This window comes from Kribbella sp. CA-253562 (assembly GCF_050942265.1).
In the GTDB taxonomy this organism is placed as follows: Bacteria; Actinomycetota; Actinomycetes; order Propionibacteriales; family Kribbellaceae; genus Kribbella.
Map to the genome: position 1 here is coordinate 1,157,553 of NZ_CP192049.1, position 16,337 is coordinate 1,173,889.

Here is a 16,337-nt window from a genome sequence, read left to right on the forward strand (position 1 = left end):
TGTCAACGACCTCGACTCCGCAGGGCGTACCGGCGCTCGGCGTAGTCGAGGTCGTCGCGCCACAGCCGCGCGGCGGTCCACGTCATCGCCGGCCGCAGCAGGGGAGCGGCCCGGTGGGCGAGCCGGAAACCCGGCCGGTCCGACGTCGCGACGGTCGCCTCGATCACCGCGGTCCGTGGCCGGCCGTCGCGGTCGGTGCCGATCGGGGTGGCGTGGGTTTCCACGACGCTGCCGGCCCCTTCACCCTCGAGGATGCGCATCACGACCGTGCGCGGCCCCGGACAGGTGAACTCCGCCCGCACCGGTACGCCGAGCGCCCCACCGAGGCGGAACGTCACGTCGACCAGGAACCGGTCGTCGCCCTCCTCCGGCACCTGCAGCACCCGTAGGTCGGAGAACGAGTACGGGTGGAACCAGGCGCCGTGCCAGGGATCGAGGCGGTTCGCCACGACGTCGACCGGTTCGCAGTACCCGGTCATCGTGGCGACACCGTCGAGCTGCTGCCCGACCGGCCGCTCCGGCACGATCGGCAGATCCGTGGGCTCCTCCCGGCCGACCTGGTCGAGACGGACCCAGCACAGCACGCCGTCGTCGTAGCTGGGATAGCTCAGCCAGCCGAAGCGGCCCTCGTCGCCGACGGACATACCGTGCCAGCGGCAGACGACCTGCCCGTTCTCGACTTTGCCCTTGGCCAGCGGAGCGCCGAGGTGCGGACACGCACCCGGGCCGACGCGCAACGTGCCGTCCGTACGCCGCCACGCCACCAGCTCGACACCGCCGACCTCCACCGCGACGGGCTTCGAGGTCCCGATCGAGCGGCTGGCGGCGAACACGAACCAGTTGCCGGACGGCTGCGCCTCGGCCCGCTTCACCGCGGCTTCGATCACCGGCGGCGAGGCGTCGCGGTACGTCGGTTGCTGCCGCGCCCACGGCTCGCGCGGCAACCACCGCACCGGCCAGTGCGCGGGCCACTTCGCCGGCACCAGACGGGTGATCGGGTTCTTCACGACTCCTCCTCGGACTTGAAACGGCTCAGCCCCCGGAGCCGGCCACGGTTGGGCACGGTCATCAAGGTGTGGCCGGTCCTGCCGAAGCCGGCCAGCAACAGGTTGGCCGCGTGCAGACCGGTGGTCGCGGCGCGTTCCATCAGCGCCACCGGCAGATCGATGCGGATCGTGTCGCCGGCCAGCACAATGCCGGGATCAGGCGTCCGCACGGTCGGCCGGTCGGCGAAGCTGCCCGGCGCGAACAGCGGGCAGTCGTCGCGCCACAGCGACACCGCGTCGACGACCCCGGCCGCCTTGGTCTCGGGATAGATCGCGTGCAACTGGTCCTCGAGCTCGCGGGCGATCTCCGGAACCTCGGCGCTGCTGCCGGCCGCGGTCCCCGTCGTGGCGGCGTACGCGTGCAGCTCGACGACGGATCCGCCGCTGGTCGCCGCCCACTGCCGGGCCTGGTTCTCGTACCGGTTCAGCACCGAGATGTTGTCCAGGCGTCCCCAGCCGCCGGTGCCGAGGAACGCCGGCCGCTCGGGCGCTACGGGTTGGTCGAGCCACAGCCTGTGCGCCAGGAACGGCGGTGCCGTCCGAAGCGCCGCGACCTGGTCCCGCCACTCAGTGGTGCCGAGCCTGGGCGACGATCGGACGAGCTGCTGCAACCCCTGGACCTCGGCCGCGATCACGACAGCGTCGACGTCCACCGCGCCGCCGTCCAGGTGAACGCGGTACCGCCGATCGCCACCCGGCTCGACCTCGCTGACCGGCGTACCGGTGCGGACTTCGGCGCCGAGCCGGCCCAGGTGGTGACGCAGCGGCTCCCACAACGCCGCGTCGAACGTGTCGGTCGGTACGTCGAACAACAGGCCCTCGGACGACCCGAGGAAGTAGAGGTGGAACATCACGGCCAGTTCGGCCGCGGACAGGTCCTCCGACGCGGCGAAGAAGCTGCGCGAGAACACCTCGAACGCGAGATGCCGGGCGGCGGCCGGGAAGTTGACGGCGTCGAGCAGCTCGGCCGCGGTCGTGGTGTCGAGCTGGTGGTACACCTCCGGCACCCGAACTGTTGCCAACGGCAACGCTGCGCGGGGGTCGAGCCGCAGCAGGTCCTTGACCGTGAAGGTCGGGCTGCGTAAGGCGAAAGCCACCGCATTCCACGGCGGACGGCGCGGCAGCCCGCGGAAGGTGTCGGTTCGGCCCGCGGTGTCGATCAGGGGATAGTCCTCGACCGGGGTCAGCCGGTCCAGGGCGGCGTCGGTCCGGGTCAGCAGGCTCCGCAGGTTGTAGTACTGGCGGAAGAACGCGTGGAAGCCCCGGCTCATCGTGGCCGGCGTCCCGTCCGGCAGGCGATGCGGCCAGGCGCCGACCCGGCCGCCGAGGTACTGCTCCTTCTCCAGCAGGCAGACTTCGACACCTCGCTCCGCCAGCGCTGTGGCCGCGGACAGCCCGGCGATGCCCCCACCGATCACCGCGACCCGCCGGGGCTCGCGCTGATCGGCGATCTCCGCCGAGCCGGTCAGGTCCGCCGGCGTTCGCGGCCTCACCGGCGCCGGCGGTGCGTGCCGCTCCGCGCGTGGGTCCGTCGGCCCGGTCCAGGTCATCGTCCCGACTCCGCCCGTACGCCGGTGAACGTGTGCGCGACCCCGCGCTGCCACCCCGACATCGCGCCGACCTCGACCTGCGCGAAGCCCGCCGCGATCATCCGCGCCCGGAACGCCCGCGCTCCGTCGAAGTGCCGCACGCTCTGCCACAGGTGCCGGTAGAGCGCGGCGTCCCCGGTGGCGATCCGCCCGGCCGGGATGATCACGCTCCAGCACACCGCGTCCCACACCAGTCGCGCGCGCCGCGAGTCGGCCACCGAGAACTCGTGCACGGCCAGCCGCCCGCCCGGCCGCAGTAAGTTGCGCAGGGCAACCAGTCCGTCATCGGGCTCGGCCAGATTGCGGATCAGGTACGCCGCCAGACAGCCGTCGAACGACCCGTCGATCCCCGCCGACTCGAGCTCCTCCAGCGAGCTGTGCACGAACCGCACCGACGGCGGAAAATCCTTCGCCCGAGCCTGCGCCAGCATCTCGCCCGACGCGTCGAAGGCGACGATCTCGGCCTTCGGTGCCACGGCCAGCAGCGCCGCGGTCGAGGCTCCGGTGCCGCACCCGGCGTCCAGGATCCGCAGCCCGGCACCGTCGTTCGGCAGGCGGAGCCGGGACGCCGACAGCCGCAGTTGCTGGTGATACCCCGGATTCGCGCCGACCAGCCGGTCGTAGGCCCGAGCGCCGACGTCGAACGCCGCCGGCACTTCCGCGCGCGGCAACCCGTTGCTCATGACGTCTCCTTTCGCGCGGCCCCGGCGCGCACCCAGAGCAGCAGCGTCGCCGTGACCAGCGCGAAGCCGAACGCGAAGTCCTCGATCGGAATGTCCCACGGGAACCGCACGCCGGTCACGTGATCGGGGTCGTACAGCACGATCGGCGCGTCCAGCTTGGTCAGCCAGCCGTCGACCGGGATCTGGAACCCGAACACGATCACCATGCTGATCCAGTACGCCGGCCGCCGGAACAGCCCGGTCCGCAGCCAGGCCAGCTCGGCCACGACCACGACGATCACCGCGAGCACCGCCGGCAGGGTGTATCCGATCACGACCGCACCCCTTCCCGCCGGGCACCGCGGTACCGCTCGATCCGCGCCAGCATCAACGTCACGGTCTCGTAGGTCAACAGCCCACATGTCGGCACCACCACGAAGAACACCAACTCCTCCACCGGGATCCGGAACGGCAGCGTCAGCCCGGTCAGGTACACCGGGTCGTAGCTCCACACGCCCGCCGCGATCGCGATCGCGTCCCAGATCAGGAAGACGACCAGCACCGGCAGCAGCGCCCGCAGCCAGCGCCGCGGCCGCCGGTAGACCCGTGCGCCGATCAGCTCGAGCGGCAGCGTGATCGCCACGCAGGCCGCCATCACGATCAGGTACTGCCAGTGGTCGCTCACGTGCTGGTCACCTCGCCGTTCGCCAGCGGTCGACGGCCGAGCCCCCGGCGCCGCCGTACCCACACCGCCTGCGCCAGCGCCGCCGTCCCGACGGTCACCTTGCGGGCGGTCGACACACGGGCGCGGCGGGAGAACACGTCGTGACCGGCCGCTTCGATCCGTCCCAGGATCTCCGAGTACAGCACGTACGCCGTCCGCACGCAGGGCCTGGAGACCTCGGCGAGCTGGTCGATCCCGCTGACAGCCTCGGCGTAGATCGCCCGGGTGGCCGCGATCTGGGCGCGCAGCGCCTGCGTCACGCGCGGCTCGGTCCGCCGGCCGGTGACGCACCAGCCGAGCCGGTCCTCGTCCACGCCGTACGCCGCGAGCTCGTCCAGCGGCAGGTAGATCCGGCCGCGTTCGAAGTCCTCGGCGACGTCGCGGAGGAAGTTCGTCAGCTGGAACGCCAGGCCGAGCGCCGCGGCGGCCGGTTCGGCCTCGGCGCGCGGTACGGCGGTGCCGAGGACCGGCAGGACCTGCAGGCCGATCACCTCGGCCGATCCGCGGGTGTAGCGGTAGAGCTCGGGCCGGGTGGCGTACCGCTCGACCGTCAGATCCATCCGCATCGAGGTGAGGAAGTCGTCGAACAGCGACTGGTCGATGGCGTAGCGGTGGATGGTGTCAACGACCGCGGCCAGCACCGGGTCGTCGCAGTGCTGGCCGGTGAGCCCGCGTTTCAGGGTGCCTGCGACTGCGGTCAGCGCGGCCTCGACGTCGTCCGGAGTCGCGCCGGTCGGAGGCAGGTCGACGATGTCGTCGGCGTACCGGGCGAAGCCGTACAGCGCGTGGATCGCCGGGCGCTGCGCCGGGGCGAGCATCCGGGTGGCGAGGAAGTACGTCTTGCCGTGCTCGGCATTCAGTTCCCGGCAGCGCAGGTAGGCGTGCCGCAGGCGGGGATCGGTGATGCGGGCGGCGTCGAGCTCGGCAGCGCTCATGCGATCTCTCCTCTCGAGCTGAGCGGACCGGTGATGCGATCGGCGGCCAGGCGCCCGGACAGCAGCGCCGTCGGGACGCCGACGCCAGGAACGGTGCTGCCGCCGGCCAGGACGACGTTGTCGGTCCGGCGCGGGAAGTTACCCGGCCGGAACGGACCGGTCTGAGCGAACGAGTGCGACCAGGCGAACGGCGTACCGGCGACCATGTCCTGGCGGGCCCAGTCGGCCGGAGTGAGCAGATGCCGGACGGTGATGGCGGATCCGAGGCCTGGGAGATGGCGGCGTTCGACGAGGTCGATCAGCTCGTCGGCGTACCGGTCGCCGTCGCGGTCCCAGTCCGGCTGGCCGGGATGCGCGAGGTTGGGCACGGGCGCCAGGATCGAGATCGTGTCCCCGCCCGGGGGAGCGAGCCGCTGGTCGGTTGCCGTCGGCCGCGTGATCAGCAGCGAAGGATCGCGCATCAGCTCCCCGGTCTCGATCAGCCCGCGGAAGGTCGACCGCCAGGCCGCGCCGAACGAGATCGTGTGGTGAGCCAGCTCCGGGACGACCCGATCCAGCCCCGCATGCAGTACGACGGCCGACGGCGCCGCCCGCAACGCCACTGGGCGACGCGGCGCACCACCGAGCAGTTCGTAGCTGACCGGCAGTTCGGTGGTGAGCACGACCGCGTCCGCCGCGAACCGGCGACCGTCCTCGGTGTGTACGGCGGTGGCGCGGCGGCCCGAGCCTTCCAGCTGACGCACGCTGGCGCCGTACTCGATCTGGACCCCGGCCTTCGTGGCGGCCGCGGCGAGCGCGTCCGGGACTGCGCTGACGCCGCCGGCCGGAAAGAACACGCCGGCGACCGTGTCCATGTACGTGATCACGGCGTACAGCGCGAGGGCGGCCTGCGGCGACTGGCCGACGTACAGGGACTGGAAGGTGAAGACCCGGCGCAGGCGTTCGTCCCGGACGAACCGGGCGATCGCGGGGTCGAGCCGGCGGAAGCCGCCCAGTGCGATGACGCGGGCGAGTTGGGGCGACAGCATCGAGAGTGGGGAGTCGAAATTGGCGCCGACGAAGCGGTCGAACTCGACCCGGTACAGCGTCTGCAGCCAGGCCCGCAGCCGCCGGTACCCCGTCGCGTCGCGGTCCCCAGCGAACGCCCGGACCGCCTCGACCATCGCCTCGGGGTCCCGGTGCACCAGCAGGTTGCTGCCGTCGGCGAAGCGGGCGTCGTACGCCGGATCGAGATCGGTCAGCCTGAGGTGGTCACGCCGGTCGGCGCCGACCGCGGCGAAGGTGTCGTCGAGGACGTCGAGCATGGTCAGCACGCTCGGGCCGGTGTCGAAGTGGTGCCCGTCGATCTGGTGCCGGCCGGCTCGCCCGCCGGGGAAGCCGGCGCGTTCCAGCACGGTGACGGTCCGGCCGCGCCCGGCCAGATGCAGCGCGGCCGCGAGGCCGGAGAACCCGGCGCCGACGACCACCACGTGATCGGTACGACCTTCGACTGTGCGCATCGGGTCACCGGGTCCGGCGGGTGCAGTGGTCGGCGAGGAACTCCAAGGTCTCCCGCGGCAACTCGGGGATCGAGGGCTCGGCGTCCAGGGCGGCTCGCGCGGTCCGGACCCGGCCGCCGATCGCCTCCTCTGCCCAGCTCGCCGCACCGCACGCGTGGATCAGGTCCTGCCACCGCTCGACCCAGGCGTCCTCCTCCCGGCCTGGCGCCGGGCGGTCGCGCGCGAGCTTCTGGAGCTGCTCGGCCTGGTGGTGGTCGGCGAGATCGCGGGCCGCTACGACGAGCGTGGTGGCCTTGTGCTGGCGAAGGTCGTCACCGATCGGCTTGCCGGTGACGGCCGGATCACCGAAAACGCCGAGCACGTCGTCGCGCAGCTGGAACGCCTCGCCGATCGCGGCGCCGTACTGGCCGAGGGCTGCGGTGACGGCCGGGCTGCAGCCGGCGAGGGCGGCACCGAGTTCGAGCGGACGGCGTACGGAGTAGTTGCCGGATTTGCGCCGGGCGACATCCAGTACGTCGTCCAGTTGGGCGGTGTGGAGGTCTTCGTTCAGCAGGTCGCCGTACTGGCCGACGGCCAGTTCGCTGCGCATCAGGTCGAAAACCGGCCAGGCGCGATCGAGCGACGCCTGTGGCAGGCCGCACTCGCGCAACATCCGCTCCGACCAGACCAGGCACAGGTCAGCCAGCAGTACGGCGGCCGATCGGCCGAAGCGGGCGGGATCGGAGAGCCGGTCAGCAGCCCAGTCCGCGAGCCGGACGTGCACGGTGGGCGCGCCGCGCCGGGTGGCCGACTCGTCCATCACGTCGTCCTGGATCAGCGCGAACGCGTGCAGCAGCTCGAGGCCGGCCGCCGCCTTCAGCGCCTGCCGGGACTCGGGCCGGCCGCACAGCCAGCCGAGCGTGGCGAAGGTCGACCGCAGGTATTTGCCATTGGCAACGAACTCGGCGAGCGTCTCCCGCAGCACGGCCGTGCCCGGCGCCACGAAGTACTCGGTGCTCCGGCGGTGCGTGAAGTCGGCGACGAGTTCCCGGGTGGTGACGAGCTGGGCTTCGAGCCACTCCGGCGGCGCGAGGCTGCCGGTCGTGGGCCGGGGAGCGAGACGACGTCCGATCGTTGGCAGCACCGTTGTGACCTCCACAGTCGTGAAGACCCCTCGGTACCCCGCCGAATCCCGGGCACGCTTGGTGCATAAGTTCGCCCGCCGCGGGCGACGACCGGGACTACTCCTTCGAGCCGCTGACCGCGATGCTCGCGCCGAGGCCGATGATCATCAGGCCACCGGTGCCGCCGACGAGCTCCAGCCGTCGCGGCGACCGGGCGAACCAGTCGCGGGCGGACCCCGCGGCGACGGCCCAGACCGTGTCCGAGACCAGCGCGATCACGATGAAGATCAGCCCGAGCAGCAGGATCTGCAGCGCCGCCGCCCCGGCCGCCGGGTCCACGAACTGCGGCAGCACCGCCGCGAAGAACACCGCCGTCTTCGCGTTGGTCACCCCGACCAGGAAACCCTGCCGCAGCACCCGCCGGGTGTTCGCCGGTCGCACCCCACCGGTCAGCGCCTCCGCCAGCGACTTGCGGGTGCGGAACGCGTGCACCCCGAGATAGATCAGGTACGCCGCTCCGGCCAGCTTCACCACGGTCAGCGCGACCGCGCTCGCGGCGATCAGCGTGCCCAGGCCGAGCGAGACCGCGACCAGCATCACCGCGGCGCCGAGCGTGTTGCCGAGCATGGTCAGCATCGCCTCCCGGCGGCCGACCGCCAGGGCTCGCCCGACGATGAACAGCACACTCGGTCCGGGCACGACGATCACGATCAGCGCGGTGACGGCGAAGGCCACCAGATGATGGGCGGACGGCATCCCGTCAGGCTACGCGCTCGCGAGACCGGCCGCAGAACCTTTTCGGGCCGGCGGCCGTCTTCCGGTACAGGGGCAGAATGACGGGAGTGTGGATGCGGTCGGCGGAGCGCGACGAGGACTTCACGGCGTTCGTCGTGGCCAGGTCGGGGCGGTTGGTGCACCTGGCCCGGATGCTGTGCGGCGACGCCGCGCTCGCGGAGGACCTGGTGCAGACCGCGCTGGAGAAGGCGTATCTGCGCTGGGACCGGATCGAGATGGGTGACCCGTTCGGTTACGTCCGTCAGGTGGTCGTCAACCAGCATCTGTCCTGGCTGCGGCGACGGCCCTGGCGCGAGCGGCCCAGCGGAGGCGCGACCGAGCTCGAACTGGACTTCGAGCGGTCCGTCGCCGACCCGGCCCACGAGGTGGAACGCCGGCTGGTGCTGTCCGCCGCGCTCGACGCCCTGACCGCCCGGGAGCGCGCCGTCGTCGTCCTGCGGTACGCCGAGGATCTCACCGAGGCCCAGACGGCGGCGACGCTCGGAGTCGCGGTCGGCACGATCAAGAGTGCGCACGCGCGGGCCCTGCAGAAACTGCGGGCGGTCCCGGGACTGAGCGCCAGCTTCACGGGAGGGAACGCATGAACGACAACGAGCTGCGGGAGCTGCTCCGGCCCGACCCGGGGGAGGTGAGCCCGTTGGACGCTTCCCGGGTGATCGCCGGCGCGCACCGGCGCCGCCGTACGAGAGCAGTGCTCGCGGCCGGGATCACGTCGCTCGCCGTCGGTGCGGTCGTTGCCGGAGGCCTCTCGGTCTTCTCGGCCGGGGGCGGAAATGAGCCGTTCTCTCCGCCGGTGGCCGGTGAATCGAGTGCCGCGACGGGTACGAAGGCGGCCGGACCACAGAGCGGCTTCGTCTTCCAGAACGCTCCACAGGCGATCGGGCAACTACCGGCCGGCGGATCGGTGCGGATCGCGCCGCACTACTCGCTCAAGACCCGCGGGACGCAGTGGGCGTTGGTCAGCCAGGTCCCGGGTGAGCCGGCGTACGAGCCGTTCGGCTGGCGCGGGACGGTGGGCGACACCAACCTCGGCGACGGCACCTCGCCAGGCATCCAGAGCCTCGGAATCGGCGGGAAGTCGCAGCTGGTCAGCTCGGTCTTCAAGAGTCCGGAGGCCGCCACGGTGGTCTACACCAGCGGCCAGCGCGCCTGGTACGCCAAGGTCTACCGGCTCGGTGGAATCGACGGCTGGGTCGCGTCCTCGGCGATCGTGACCGGCTCGTCGACGGCGAGTGTGACCCCCGGACCGACGAGCGACGCGGTCTCCGTCTTCGCCTACGACGCCCAAGGCGACCTGGTGGCGAGCTTCGGCGGCGGCAAGGATCCGCTGGCGAACTGAAGAACCCTTCCCGGCGGATCGACGTCCTTCAGCCCGCAAGCTCACGCCAATCCTTGTGGAGGGCAACAATGAAGCAGTCGAGAACGCCGGGCCGGACGACGCGCCTGGCGGTCACCGGACTCGCGGTCGCCGCGGTCGCCGGCATCACGATCACCGGAGCGGCGGTCGCCGGGACCGGAAAGCCACGGGCCGCCGAAGCCGCTGAACTCACCGGCGTCGCCGGTGCCGCACCCGCCCGGGCGGCGGCCGCCGTACCGAAGGCCGCGCCGAATAAGGTGGCCCAAGGCAAGTATTCGTGGCAGAACAAGCCACAGGCCGTTGGCACGCTGGCAGCGAACGGATCGGTCGAGATCGCCCCGACCGTGACGTTCCGGACCGAGGGCACCAAGTGGGCCCTGGTCAGTCACGCGCCCGGCGAAGAACCGTACGAGCCGTTCGGCTGGCGGGCGACGGTGGGCAACGACAACATCGGCGACGGTTCCTCGTCCGGGATCCAGAGCCTGGGATCGGGCAAGGCCCTGCTGGTCAACTCGGTGTTCAAGAACAAGTCGGCGGCGACGGTGGTCTACACCAGTGGCCGGAAGGCCTGGTACGCCAAGGTCTACCGGCTCGGCGGCATCCCCGGCTGGGTCGAGTCGAGCGCGGTCCTGAACGGCGCGGAGACGGCCAAGCGCACCCCTGGCCCGAAGGGTGACCAGGTGGCTGTGTTCGTGTACGACGCCACCGGCAAGTTGCTCGCACGGTTCCCGGACAACGCCGAGAATCCGCTACCGAAGTAGCAGCTCTGCGTCCGGGGAGCCGATCCCCCGGATCCTCGGACGCACGCCGGCGGCGGGGGTTGTCACGACGGCTGGACGACGAGCAGGAGATCGCCTCCGTCGACGGCTCGAGGTACCGCCGGGACCAAGCGCTCGACGACCCCGCCCACCGGGGTGGTGATGGCGGCTTCCATCTTCATCGCCTCGATGGTCGCGACGGCGTCACCCGCGGCGACCTTGTCCCCTTCGCGGACCAGGATCGTCACCACCCCGTGGAATGGTGCCGCGATGTGGCTCGGCGTCATCACCCCTCCTCGAAGGACATCGTGGGCCGGTGCGGTGTCCCGGCGCCCGCGCGGCCGATCACGTCCGCCGAGACACCGAAGCACGGTTCGCCTGCGGCGTTGGTGGGACGGTACTGGGCGAGCGTCTTCAGCAGTCGCCCGCGGCGGATCCCGCTGGCCGGATCGAAGTCGATGACAGCGCAGCGGGGAATCGGCGGACCCACCCGCAGCAGCACGTCACCGACCCGCACGACGCGTCCCAGCCAGGCCTCCTCGGCGTACGGCGTGGTGGTGTCGATCACCAGCGTCGCGCGGAACCGCGCGGCCTCGGCCGTCAGGTCAGGGTGATCGGCTCGAGTGCCGAGGTCACGCAGCGACGCGGTGGTGACGATGCTGACCGGGGCGTTGAACACGACGGCTCCCCGCGGAGCTCTGGCGAGGTGTACGTCCCGGTCCAGCCATTCCGACATGAGCGCCGCGTGGGGCCCCTCGGTGAGCTCGAGATCGACCGCGCGTCCCCAATAGTTGCTGGTGACAACCTCGCCGGCCGGCTCGGGTGCGGCGCAGACGGACTCTCCGGTGGGAAGGGTGATCTCGAGTCCGCCGTCGGTGACAGTCGAGACGACGGCCATCAGGGTCGAGTTCTCGACCGTCTTCAGGACGCGACCCGCCGCGAGATCGACAAGACAGTACTGTCGATCGCCCACCGGGCCGGCTCGATCGAACCGCACCTCCGGGTAGCTCAGATGCCGGGTCCCCTTGACCGGCGCGAAACCGGCGGAGAGCACCGAGGAGCCGAGCTCCAGGACCTCGTCGCGGGTTGTCATCGCTGCCTCAGCTTGAGCGCCAGCCCGCCGGTGAAGAGCTCGACACCGAAGAAGAAGCGGTCCGAGGGACTCTGGCCGTCGAGCACGGAGCGACCTTCCGGCACGATGCCGAGGCTGTCGTACTGCATCCGCTGCTGCTCGTGCTGGACATGCCCCAGCACGAAGTGCAGCAGCACGGGCGCGGCGGCCTGACTCGTCTCCTCGTCGAACCCGCCGGACGCGATCGCGGCCGCGAGGCGCTCCACCGCCGCGGTGGATCCGATGCCCAGCGCGAGAGTGCTCGCGACCACCTCGGCGGCGTCGCGATAGGCCAGCAACGCGTCGCGCAATGCGCCGCACTCCTCCGCGACGGTGCGACGCCAGTCCGGGTGCGGGCCGACCGGCGCGGCCCGGCCCACGATGCGGTCGGCCAGGTCGGCCAGCAACGTCTGTTTGTTCGGGAAATGCCAGTACAAGGCGCTGGCCTGCACACCGAGCGCAGCGGCGATGCGACGCATCGTGAGGTCGCCCAGACCGTAGTCGTCCAGGATCTGCAGCGCCGCCGTCGCGACGTCGTCGCGGGAGTGCCGGCGAATCGTTTCGTTTTCCTCGGTGGCCACCCGATCAGTATAGTGAACGCCGTTCAGGTGAACGTTGTTCAGGTAGCGGCGGCTCGGCTCGGTCGCTCGACACAGGGAGAAACCATGGCCGTGCCCAGGCTGGCAACGAACGACCTCGCGCGGGTCGCCGTCTTCGCCGCACTCACCGCCGTCCTGGGACTGCCGGGGGCCGTGAACCTGTTCGGTGCGGTCCCCGTCACCGCGCAGAGTCTCGGCGTGATGCTCGCCGGAGCGATCCTCGGTCCCTGGCTGGGCGCCCTGTCGATCTCGGTGCTGCTCGTCCTGGTGGCGCTCGGCATGCCGCTGCTGGCCGGTGGGCGGGGCGGCATGGGCGTGTTCGTCGGACCCAGCGCGGGTTACCTGCTGGGCTGGATTCTCGGCGCGATGGTCGTCGGGCTGCTGGTGCGCGCGCTGGGCCGCCGTACGTGGGCGAGTGTGCTCGTCGCGATGGTGCTGGGTGGGATCGTCGCCGTGTATGCGGTGGGGATTCCGGTGCAGAGCGCGGTGACGCGGTTGCCGCTGTCGGCGACGCTGCTGCAGAGCCTGGTCTTTCTGCCCGGGGATCTCCTGAAGGCCGCGCTGGCCACGGCGGTCACGATGCGGCTCGCGCGCGCTTACCCCCGCGCCTTCCGGACGACGGTGCCTGCTGGGGCGGGCCGACAGAGTGGGCATCCGGAGTGATGAGACCGGGCGAGCTCGTTCCCTTGCGCGGTGGTCCGCTTGGGGAGCTGATCGGCCGCATCCGCGCCGTACGCGAGGCCGGTGCCATTCCGCTGGTCGGAGACGACCGCTGGTCGGAGGCGTACTGGCAGCAGTTGGCCGACGCAGCACGGCGTACGACGCCTCACCCGGAGCTTGCCTGGGCGGCCTCGACCAGCGGTAGCAGTGGGACGCCACGCATCGTGCTGCGATCGGAAGCGTCGTGGGCGTCGTCCTTTGCCCTGGTCGCCGATTTGCTCCAGGTGGACAGCGACGACACGATCGCGCTGCCCGCGCCGCCGGCCTCTTCGCTGACCTTGTTCTCGCTCGCCCACGCACTCGCCGGCGGTCCGCGCCCGTTGGTGTCCGAGGGGCACTCGGTCGTTGCCGCCGACTACCAGGAAGCGACGTGCTTCCACGGCACCCCGCAGGCGTTCCGGGCTTTGCTGGACGCGCCGCCGCCGCGAATGAAGTCGGCCCTGATCGGAGGCTCGCGTCTCGATCCGGTGCTGCGAACTCGCGCTGAGGGCCTCGGTATTCGGGTGATCGCGTACTACGGCGCGGCGGAGTTGTCCTTCGTCGCGGCGGACAGTGGTGAAGGACTGCGATCGCTGCCCGGAGTCGAGCTGCGTGTCGAGCAGGGTGAGCTGTGGGTTCGCTCGCCGTTCGTGGCGCACACCTACGCCGACCGGCCACTGCGCCGAGACGGGGAGTGGGTCACGGCGGGAGACCGCGCGGAGCTCGGCAGGGGTGGCCTGCGGCTGCTCGGACGATCCGACGACGCGATCCTGACCGCCTCCGCTACGGTCGTGCCGGAAGAGGTGGAAACGCTGCTGCGAACTGTTCCAGGGGTCAGCGATGCGGCGGTGATCGGCGTTCCGCACCCGACGTTGGGCGCAGTCGTTGTCGCGGTGATCGAGGCGGACCGCCAGAGCCGGCCGCAGCTGTCGGAGCTGAAGGAAGCGTCCCGCGAGTTGCTCGCGCCCGCCCACCGGCCGCGCCGATGGTTCGTCGGCGAGCTTCCGCGGACCGCCTCGGGCAAGCCACAGCGGGCGCGGCTCCGCCAGGCGATCGAGACCGGAGAGGTGGCGTCCCTTGACTGACGATCCCGTCATCGTGGCGGCTCGCCGTACGCCGATCGCCACGCGCGGACGAGGGCTCGCCGGATTCGACGTGGCGCAGTTGGCAGCGGCGGCCTTCGATGCTGCGTGGACGGATGCTCAGCAGGTTGCCGGCCCGCTGGACCTTGCGGACGTCGTACTCGGGAACTGCATGGGGCCCGGAGGCAATCCTGCGCGGGTGGCGGCACTTGCGGCGGGGTTCGGCGTCCACGTGCCGGGTTCGACGGTCGATCGGCAGTGCGGCAGCGGGTTGGCCGCCGTGATCGATGCGGCGTACGCCGTCCGCGCCGACGGCCGGACGCGGATCGCCGGTGGTGCGGAGAGTGCGTCGACGGCGCCTCAGCGCTCTGTTGATGGCGTGCCGTATGCGCGAGCGCCGTTCGCGCCGCCGGGGTTTCCCGATCCGGACATGCTCCGGGCCGCGGAGGATCTCGCCGCACAGGACGGAATCGGGCGCTCGCGACAGGACGCTCACGCGCTTCGCAGTCACGCTCGGGCCCGTGCGGCCGTAGCGGAGCAGCGCTTCGCCGGCGAGCTCGTCCCGATCGCAGGTCTCACCGTCGACGACGGGATCAGGGACGTGGAGCGCCTGCTGCCTCGGCTGCGCCCGCTGTTTCCCGGCGGCACGCTGACCGCGGCAACCTCGACCCAGATCAGTGATGGTGCGGCCGCCGTCGTGGTCTCCGCCGCGGGGTCGCCGGGCCTTGCTGTCAGGGCTCACGCCATCGTCGGCTGCGATCCCGCGCTGCCAGGGCTCGGTGCCGCGCCGGCGGTGCTGGCGGCGCTGGACTCGGCGGGTGTTGCCATAGGCAACGTTACGGCGTTCGAGATCGTGGAAGCGTTCGCGGCGCAGAGTTTGGCTGTCCTGGACCGGTTGGGGATCGCGGACGACGATCCGCGGGTGTGCGCCGATGGTGGGGCGCTCGCGCTCGGTCATCCCTGGGGAGCCAGTGGAGCGGTCGCCGTGGTCCGGTTGTTCAGCCGATTGGTCCGTGGGGGTGCACCGGCGGGAACTGTCGGCGTCGCGGCGGCTTCGGTCGGCGGCGGGATGGGCGTGGCTGTTGTGGTGGAGGTGGTTCGGTGAGCGCGTTCGACCTCGACCAGGTCCAGGTGGTGCTCGACGACGTTCGCGTGCTGGACGACGTCAGCTGTGGGCTCGACGCGCAGCGGATCGCCGTCGTCGGCGAGAACGGGTCGGGCAAGTCGACCTTCGCCCGGCTGGTCGGCGGTCTGATTCCGCCCTTCGGCGGCCGGATCCGCGTCCTGGGTCTTGATCCGGTGAAGCAGGCCAAGGAGCTGCGCCGCCGGATCGCGTTCGTGTTCAGCAATCCCGACGCGCAGATCATCATGCCGACCGTCGCCGAGGACGTCGCGTTCTCGCTCCGGTCGCAGCGGCTGAGCACGGAAGAGTCGACTCGGCGCGTCCGTGAGGCGCTCGAGCACTTCGGCCTGGCCGATCTCGCCGACCGGCCCGCCCACAGCCTGTCCGGCGGCCAGAAGCAGCTCCTCGCGCTCTGCGGAGCGTTCGTACGGCGGCCGGAGCTGGTGATCGCCGACGAGCCGACCGCCTACCTGGACGCGCGCCACAGCCGCCGGGTCGCGGACCACCTGTTCGCCGATCTCGGCCATCGCCTCCTGCTGGTGACCCACGACCTGGATCTGGCCCGGCGCTGCGATGTGGCGCTGCACTTCGCCGACGGCGGCTTGGTCTCGGTCGGACCGGCCGCCACCGTCGTACCGGAGTACGAAGCGAGCCTGGTGTGACGGCGCTCTACCGACCGGGTCGAACTCCGCTGCATCGGCTTCCCGCCGGACCGAAGGCGCTGGGCTTCACCGTTGTCGTCTTGGCCGTCTCGCTGCTGCCGACCAGTTGGGAAGCGAGCGTGGCCGCACTCGCGGTGGCGGCGGCGACGTACCTGTTCCTCGGCCCGGGCGCACGAGAATTCATCACTCAGCTCTACGGCCTGCGGTGGATTCTGCTCATCGTGTTCGCCGGGCAACTGATCTTTTCCGGTCTGATGCCAGCGGCAACGAACACCGCGCGCGTCGGGGCCGCGATCCTGCTCGCGACGCTGGTCATGCTGACCACGCGCGTCACCGACCTCCTCGCCGCGCTGGAACGCGGACTGCAACCGCTGCGCCGGCTGGGCGTCGACCCGCAGCGCGCCTCGCTGCTCTTCTGCACGGTACTCACCACTGTGCCCGTCCTGGGCCGGTTGGCACTCGAGGTGCGGGAGGCCCAGCGCGCTCGCGGCGGCCGCGGGATACGCATCTTCGCGATGACGTTCACCGTGGTGGCACTGAAACACGCCGACCAGCTGGGTGAAGCCCTCGCCGCCCGCGGCGTGGACTGACCC

At 71.4% G+C, this 16,337-nt stretch carries 20 protein-coding genes; 8 read left to right on the forward strand and 12 right to left on the reverse strand.

All coding sequences use genetic code 11. The features are described from left to right. Window positions 1–2 precede the first annotated feature (2 nt). The 9 genes from ACQPXM_RS05615 to ACQPXM_RS05655 all read right to left on the reverse strand — a co-directional run bounded on the left by ACQPXM_RS05615 (window position 3) and on the right by ACQPXM_RS05655 (window position 8,314). Window positions 3–1,007 carry a DUF5914 domain-containing protein gene (locus ACQPXM_RS05615; RefSeq protein ID WP_432945461.1) on the reverse strand — a complete coding sequence of 335 codons (1,005 nt, stop codon included), beginning with the start codon at window positions 1,005–1,007 and terminating at the stop codon, window positions 3–5. Continuing rightward, a complete protein-coding gene (locus ACQPXM_RS05620; protein WP_432945463.1) occupies window positions 1,004–2,596 on the reverse strand; it encodes a hydroxysqualene dehydroxylase in 1,593 nt (530 codons plus the stop codon). The genes ACQPXM_RS05615 and ACQPXM_RS05620 overlap by 4 nt, the downstream gene beginning before the upstream one ends. Continuing rightward, the gene (locus ACQPXM_RS05625; protein ID WP_432945465.1) at window positions 2,593–3,318 is read right to left on the reverse strand and encodes a class I SAM-dependent methyltransferase; all 726 of its coding nucleotides are present in this window, start codon (window positions 3,316–3,318) and stop codon (window positions 2,593–2,595) included. Before ACQPXM_RS05625 ends, ACQPXM_RS05620 begins: the two co-directional genes overlap by 4 nt. After that, on the reverse strand, window positions 3,315–3,632 hold the full coding sequence (locus ACQPXM_RS05630; protein ID WP_432945467.1) for a lycopene cyclase domain-containing protein: 318 nt from the start codon (window positions 3,630–3,632) through the stop codon (window positions 3,315–3,317). The genes ACQPXM_RS05625 and ACQPXM_RS05630 overlap by 4 nt, the downstream gene beginning before the upstream one ends. Continuing rightward, the gene (locus tag ACQPXM_RS05635) at window positions 3,629–3,982 is read right to left on the reverse strand and encodes a lycopene cyclase domain-containing protein (protein ID WP_432945469.1); all 354 of its coding nucleotides are present in this window, start codon (window positions 3,980–3,982) and stop codon (window positions 3,629–3,631) included. The genes ACQPXM_RS05630 and ACQPXM_RS05635 overlap by 4 nt, the downstream gene beginning before the upstream one ends. After that, window positions 3,979–4,956 carry a phytoene/squalene synthase family protein gene (locus tag ACQPXM_RS05640; protein WP_432945471.1) on the reverse strand — a complete coding sequence of 326 codons (978 nt, stop codon included), beginning with the start codon at window positions 4,954–4,956 and terminating at the stop codon, window positions 3,979–3,981. Before ACQPXM_RS05640 ends, ACQPXM_RS05635 begins: the two co-directional genes overlap by 4 nt. After that, window positions 4,953–6,455, reverse strand: a complete 1,503-nt coding sequence (crtI, locus tag ACQPXM_RS05645; protein ID WP_432945473.1) for a phytoene desaturase family protein — start codon at window positions 6,453–6,455, stop codon at window positions 4,953–4,955. The genes ACQPXM_RS05640 and crtI overlap by 4 nt, the downstream gene beginning before the upstream one ends. A 4-nt stretch (window positions 6,456–6,459) precedes the next feature. After that, window positions 6,460–7,578 (reverse strand): polyprenyl synthetase family protein, encoded by a 1,119-nt coding sequence (locus tag ACQPXM_RS05650; protein ID WP_432945475.1) that lies wholly within the window; start codon window positions 7,576–7,578, stop codon window positions 6,460–6,462. Window positions 7,579–7,675: 97 nt separating this feature from the next. Continuing rightward, window positions 7,676–8,314: a LysE family translocator gene (locus ACQPXM_RS05655; RefSeq protein ID WP_432945477.1), complete on the reverse strand. Its 639-nt coding sequence runs from the start codon at window positions 8,312–8,314 to the stop codon at window positions 7,676–7,678. Window positions 8,315–8,391: 77 nt separating this feature from the next. On the opposite strand from ACQPXM_RS05655, the gene ACQPXM_RS05660 reads away from it, so the two are divergent. The 3 genes from ACQPXM_RS05660 (at window position 8,392) to ACQPXM_RS05670 (ending at window position 10,471) form a co-directional block, all read left to right on the forward strand. Next, window positions 8,392–8,937, forward strand: a complete 546-nt coding sequence (locus ACQPXM_RS05660) for a SigE family RNA polymerase sigma factor (RefSeq protein WP_432945479.1) — start codon at window positions 8,392–8,394, stop codon at window positions 8,935–8,937. Continuing rightward, window positions 8,934–9,692 (forward strand): hypothetical protein, encoded by a 759-nt coding sequence (locus tag ACQPXM_RS05665; protein WP_432945481.1) that lies wholly within the window; start codon window positions 8,934–8,936, stop codon window positions 9,690–9,692. The genes ACQPXM_RS05660 and ACQPXM_RS05665 overlap by 4 nt, the downstream gene beginning before the upstream one ends. Window positions 9,693–9,760: 68 nt before the next feature. Next, window positions 9,761–10,471, forward strand: coding sequence for a hypothetical protein (locus tag ACQPXM_RS05670; protein WP_432945483.1), 711 nt, complete (start codon window positions 9,761–9,763; stop codon window positions 10,469–10,471). 62 nt (window positions 10,472–10,533) lie between these two features. Here the strand turns inward: ACQPXM_RS05670 and ACQPXM_RS05675 are convergent, their stop codons facing one another. The 3 genes from ACQPXM_RS05675 to ACQPXM_RS05685 are packed head-to-tail and all read right to left on the reverse strand — an operon-like array spanning window position 10,534 to window position 12,160. Next, window positions 10,534–10,755, reverse strand: coding sequence for a biotin/lipoyl-containing protein (locus tag ACQPXM_RS05675; protein ID WP_432945485.1), 222 nt, complete (start codon window positions 10,753–10,755; stop codon window positions 10,534–10,536). Then, window positions 10,755–11,561, reverse strand: a complete 807-nt coding sequence (locus ACQPXM_RS05680; protein WP_432945487.1) for an MOSC domain-containing protein — start codon at window positions 11,559–11,561, stop codon at window positions 10,755–10,757. The genes ACQPXM_RS05675 and ACQPXM_RS05680 overlap by 1 nt, the downstream gene beginning before the upstream one ends. After that, window positions 11,558–12,160 carry a TetR family transcriptional regulator gene (locus ACQPXM_RS05685; RefSeq protein WP_432945489.1) on the reverse strand — a complete coding sequence of 201 codons (603 nt, stop codon included), beginning with the start codon at window positions 12,158–12,160 and terminating at the stop codon, window positions 11,558–11,560. The genes ACQPXM_RS05680 and ACQPXM_RS05685 overlap by 4 nt, the downstream gene beginning before the upstream one ends. An 84-nt stretch (window positions 12,161–12,244) precedes the next feature. Here ACQPXM_RS05685 and ACQPXM_RS05690 point away from each other — a divergent pair, with 84 nt between their 5' ends. The 5 genes from ACQPXM_RS05690 to ACQPXM_RS05710 are packed head-to-tail and all read left to right on the forward strand — an operon-like array spanning window position 12,245 to window position 16,334. Next, window positions 12,245–12,841: a biotin transporter BioY gene (locus ACQPXM_RS05690; RefSeq protein ID WP_432945491.1), complete on the forward strand. Its 597-nt coding sequence runs from the start codon at window positions 12,245–12,247 to the stop codon at window positions 12,839–12,841. Continuing rightward, window positions 12,841–13,962 carry a class I adenylate-forming enzyme family protein gene (locus tag ACQPXM_RS05695; RefSeq protein WP_432945493.1) on the forward strand — a complete coding sequence of 374 codons (1,122 nt, stop codon included), beginning with the start codon at window positions 12,841–12,843 and terminating at the stop codon, window positions 13,960–13,962. Before ACQPXM_RS05690 ends, ACQPXM_RS05695 begins: the two co-directional genes overlap by 1 nt. Then, a complete protein-coding gene (locus tag ACQPXM_RS05700; RefSeq protein WP_432945495.1) occupies window positions 13,955–15,064 on the forward strand; it encodes a thiolase family protein in 1,110 nt (369 codons plus the stop codon). The genes ACQPXM_RS05695 and ACQPXM_RS05700 overlap by 8 nt, the downstream gene beginning before the upstream one ends. Next, complete coding sequence (locus ACQPXM_RS05705; protein ID WP_432945497.1) at window positions 15,061–15,744, forward strand: energy-coupling factor ABC transporter ATP-binding protein; 684 nt, start codon at window positions 15,061–15,063, stop codon at window positions 15,742–15,744. Before ACQPXM_RS05700 ends, ACQPXM_RS05705 begins: the two co-directional genes overlap by 4 nt. Then, window positions 15,741–16,334 carry an energy-coupling factor transporter transmembrane component T family protein gene (locus ACQPXM_RS05710; protein WP_432945499.1) on the forward strand — a complete coding sequence of 198 codons (594 nt, stop codon included), beginning with the start codon at window positions 15,741–15,743 and terminating at the stop codon, window positions 16,332–16,334. Before ACQPXM_RS05705 ends, ACQPXM_RS05710 begins: the two co-directional genes overlap by 4 nt. The last annotated feature ends 3 nt before the right edge of the window (window positions 16,335–16,337 follow it).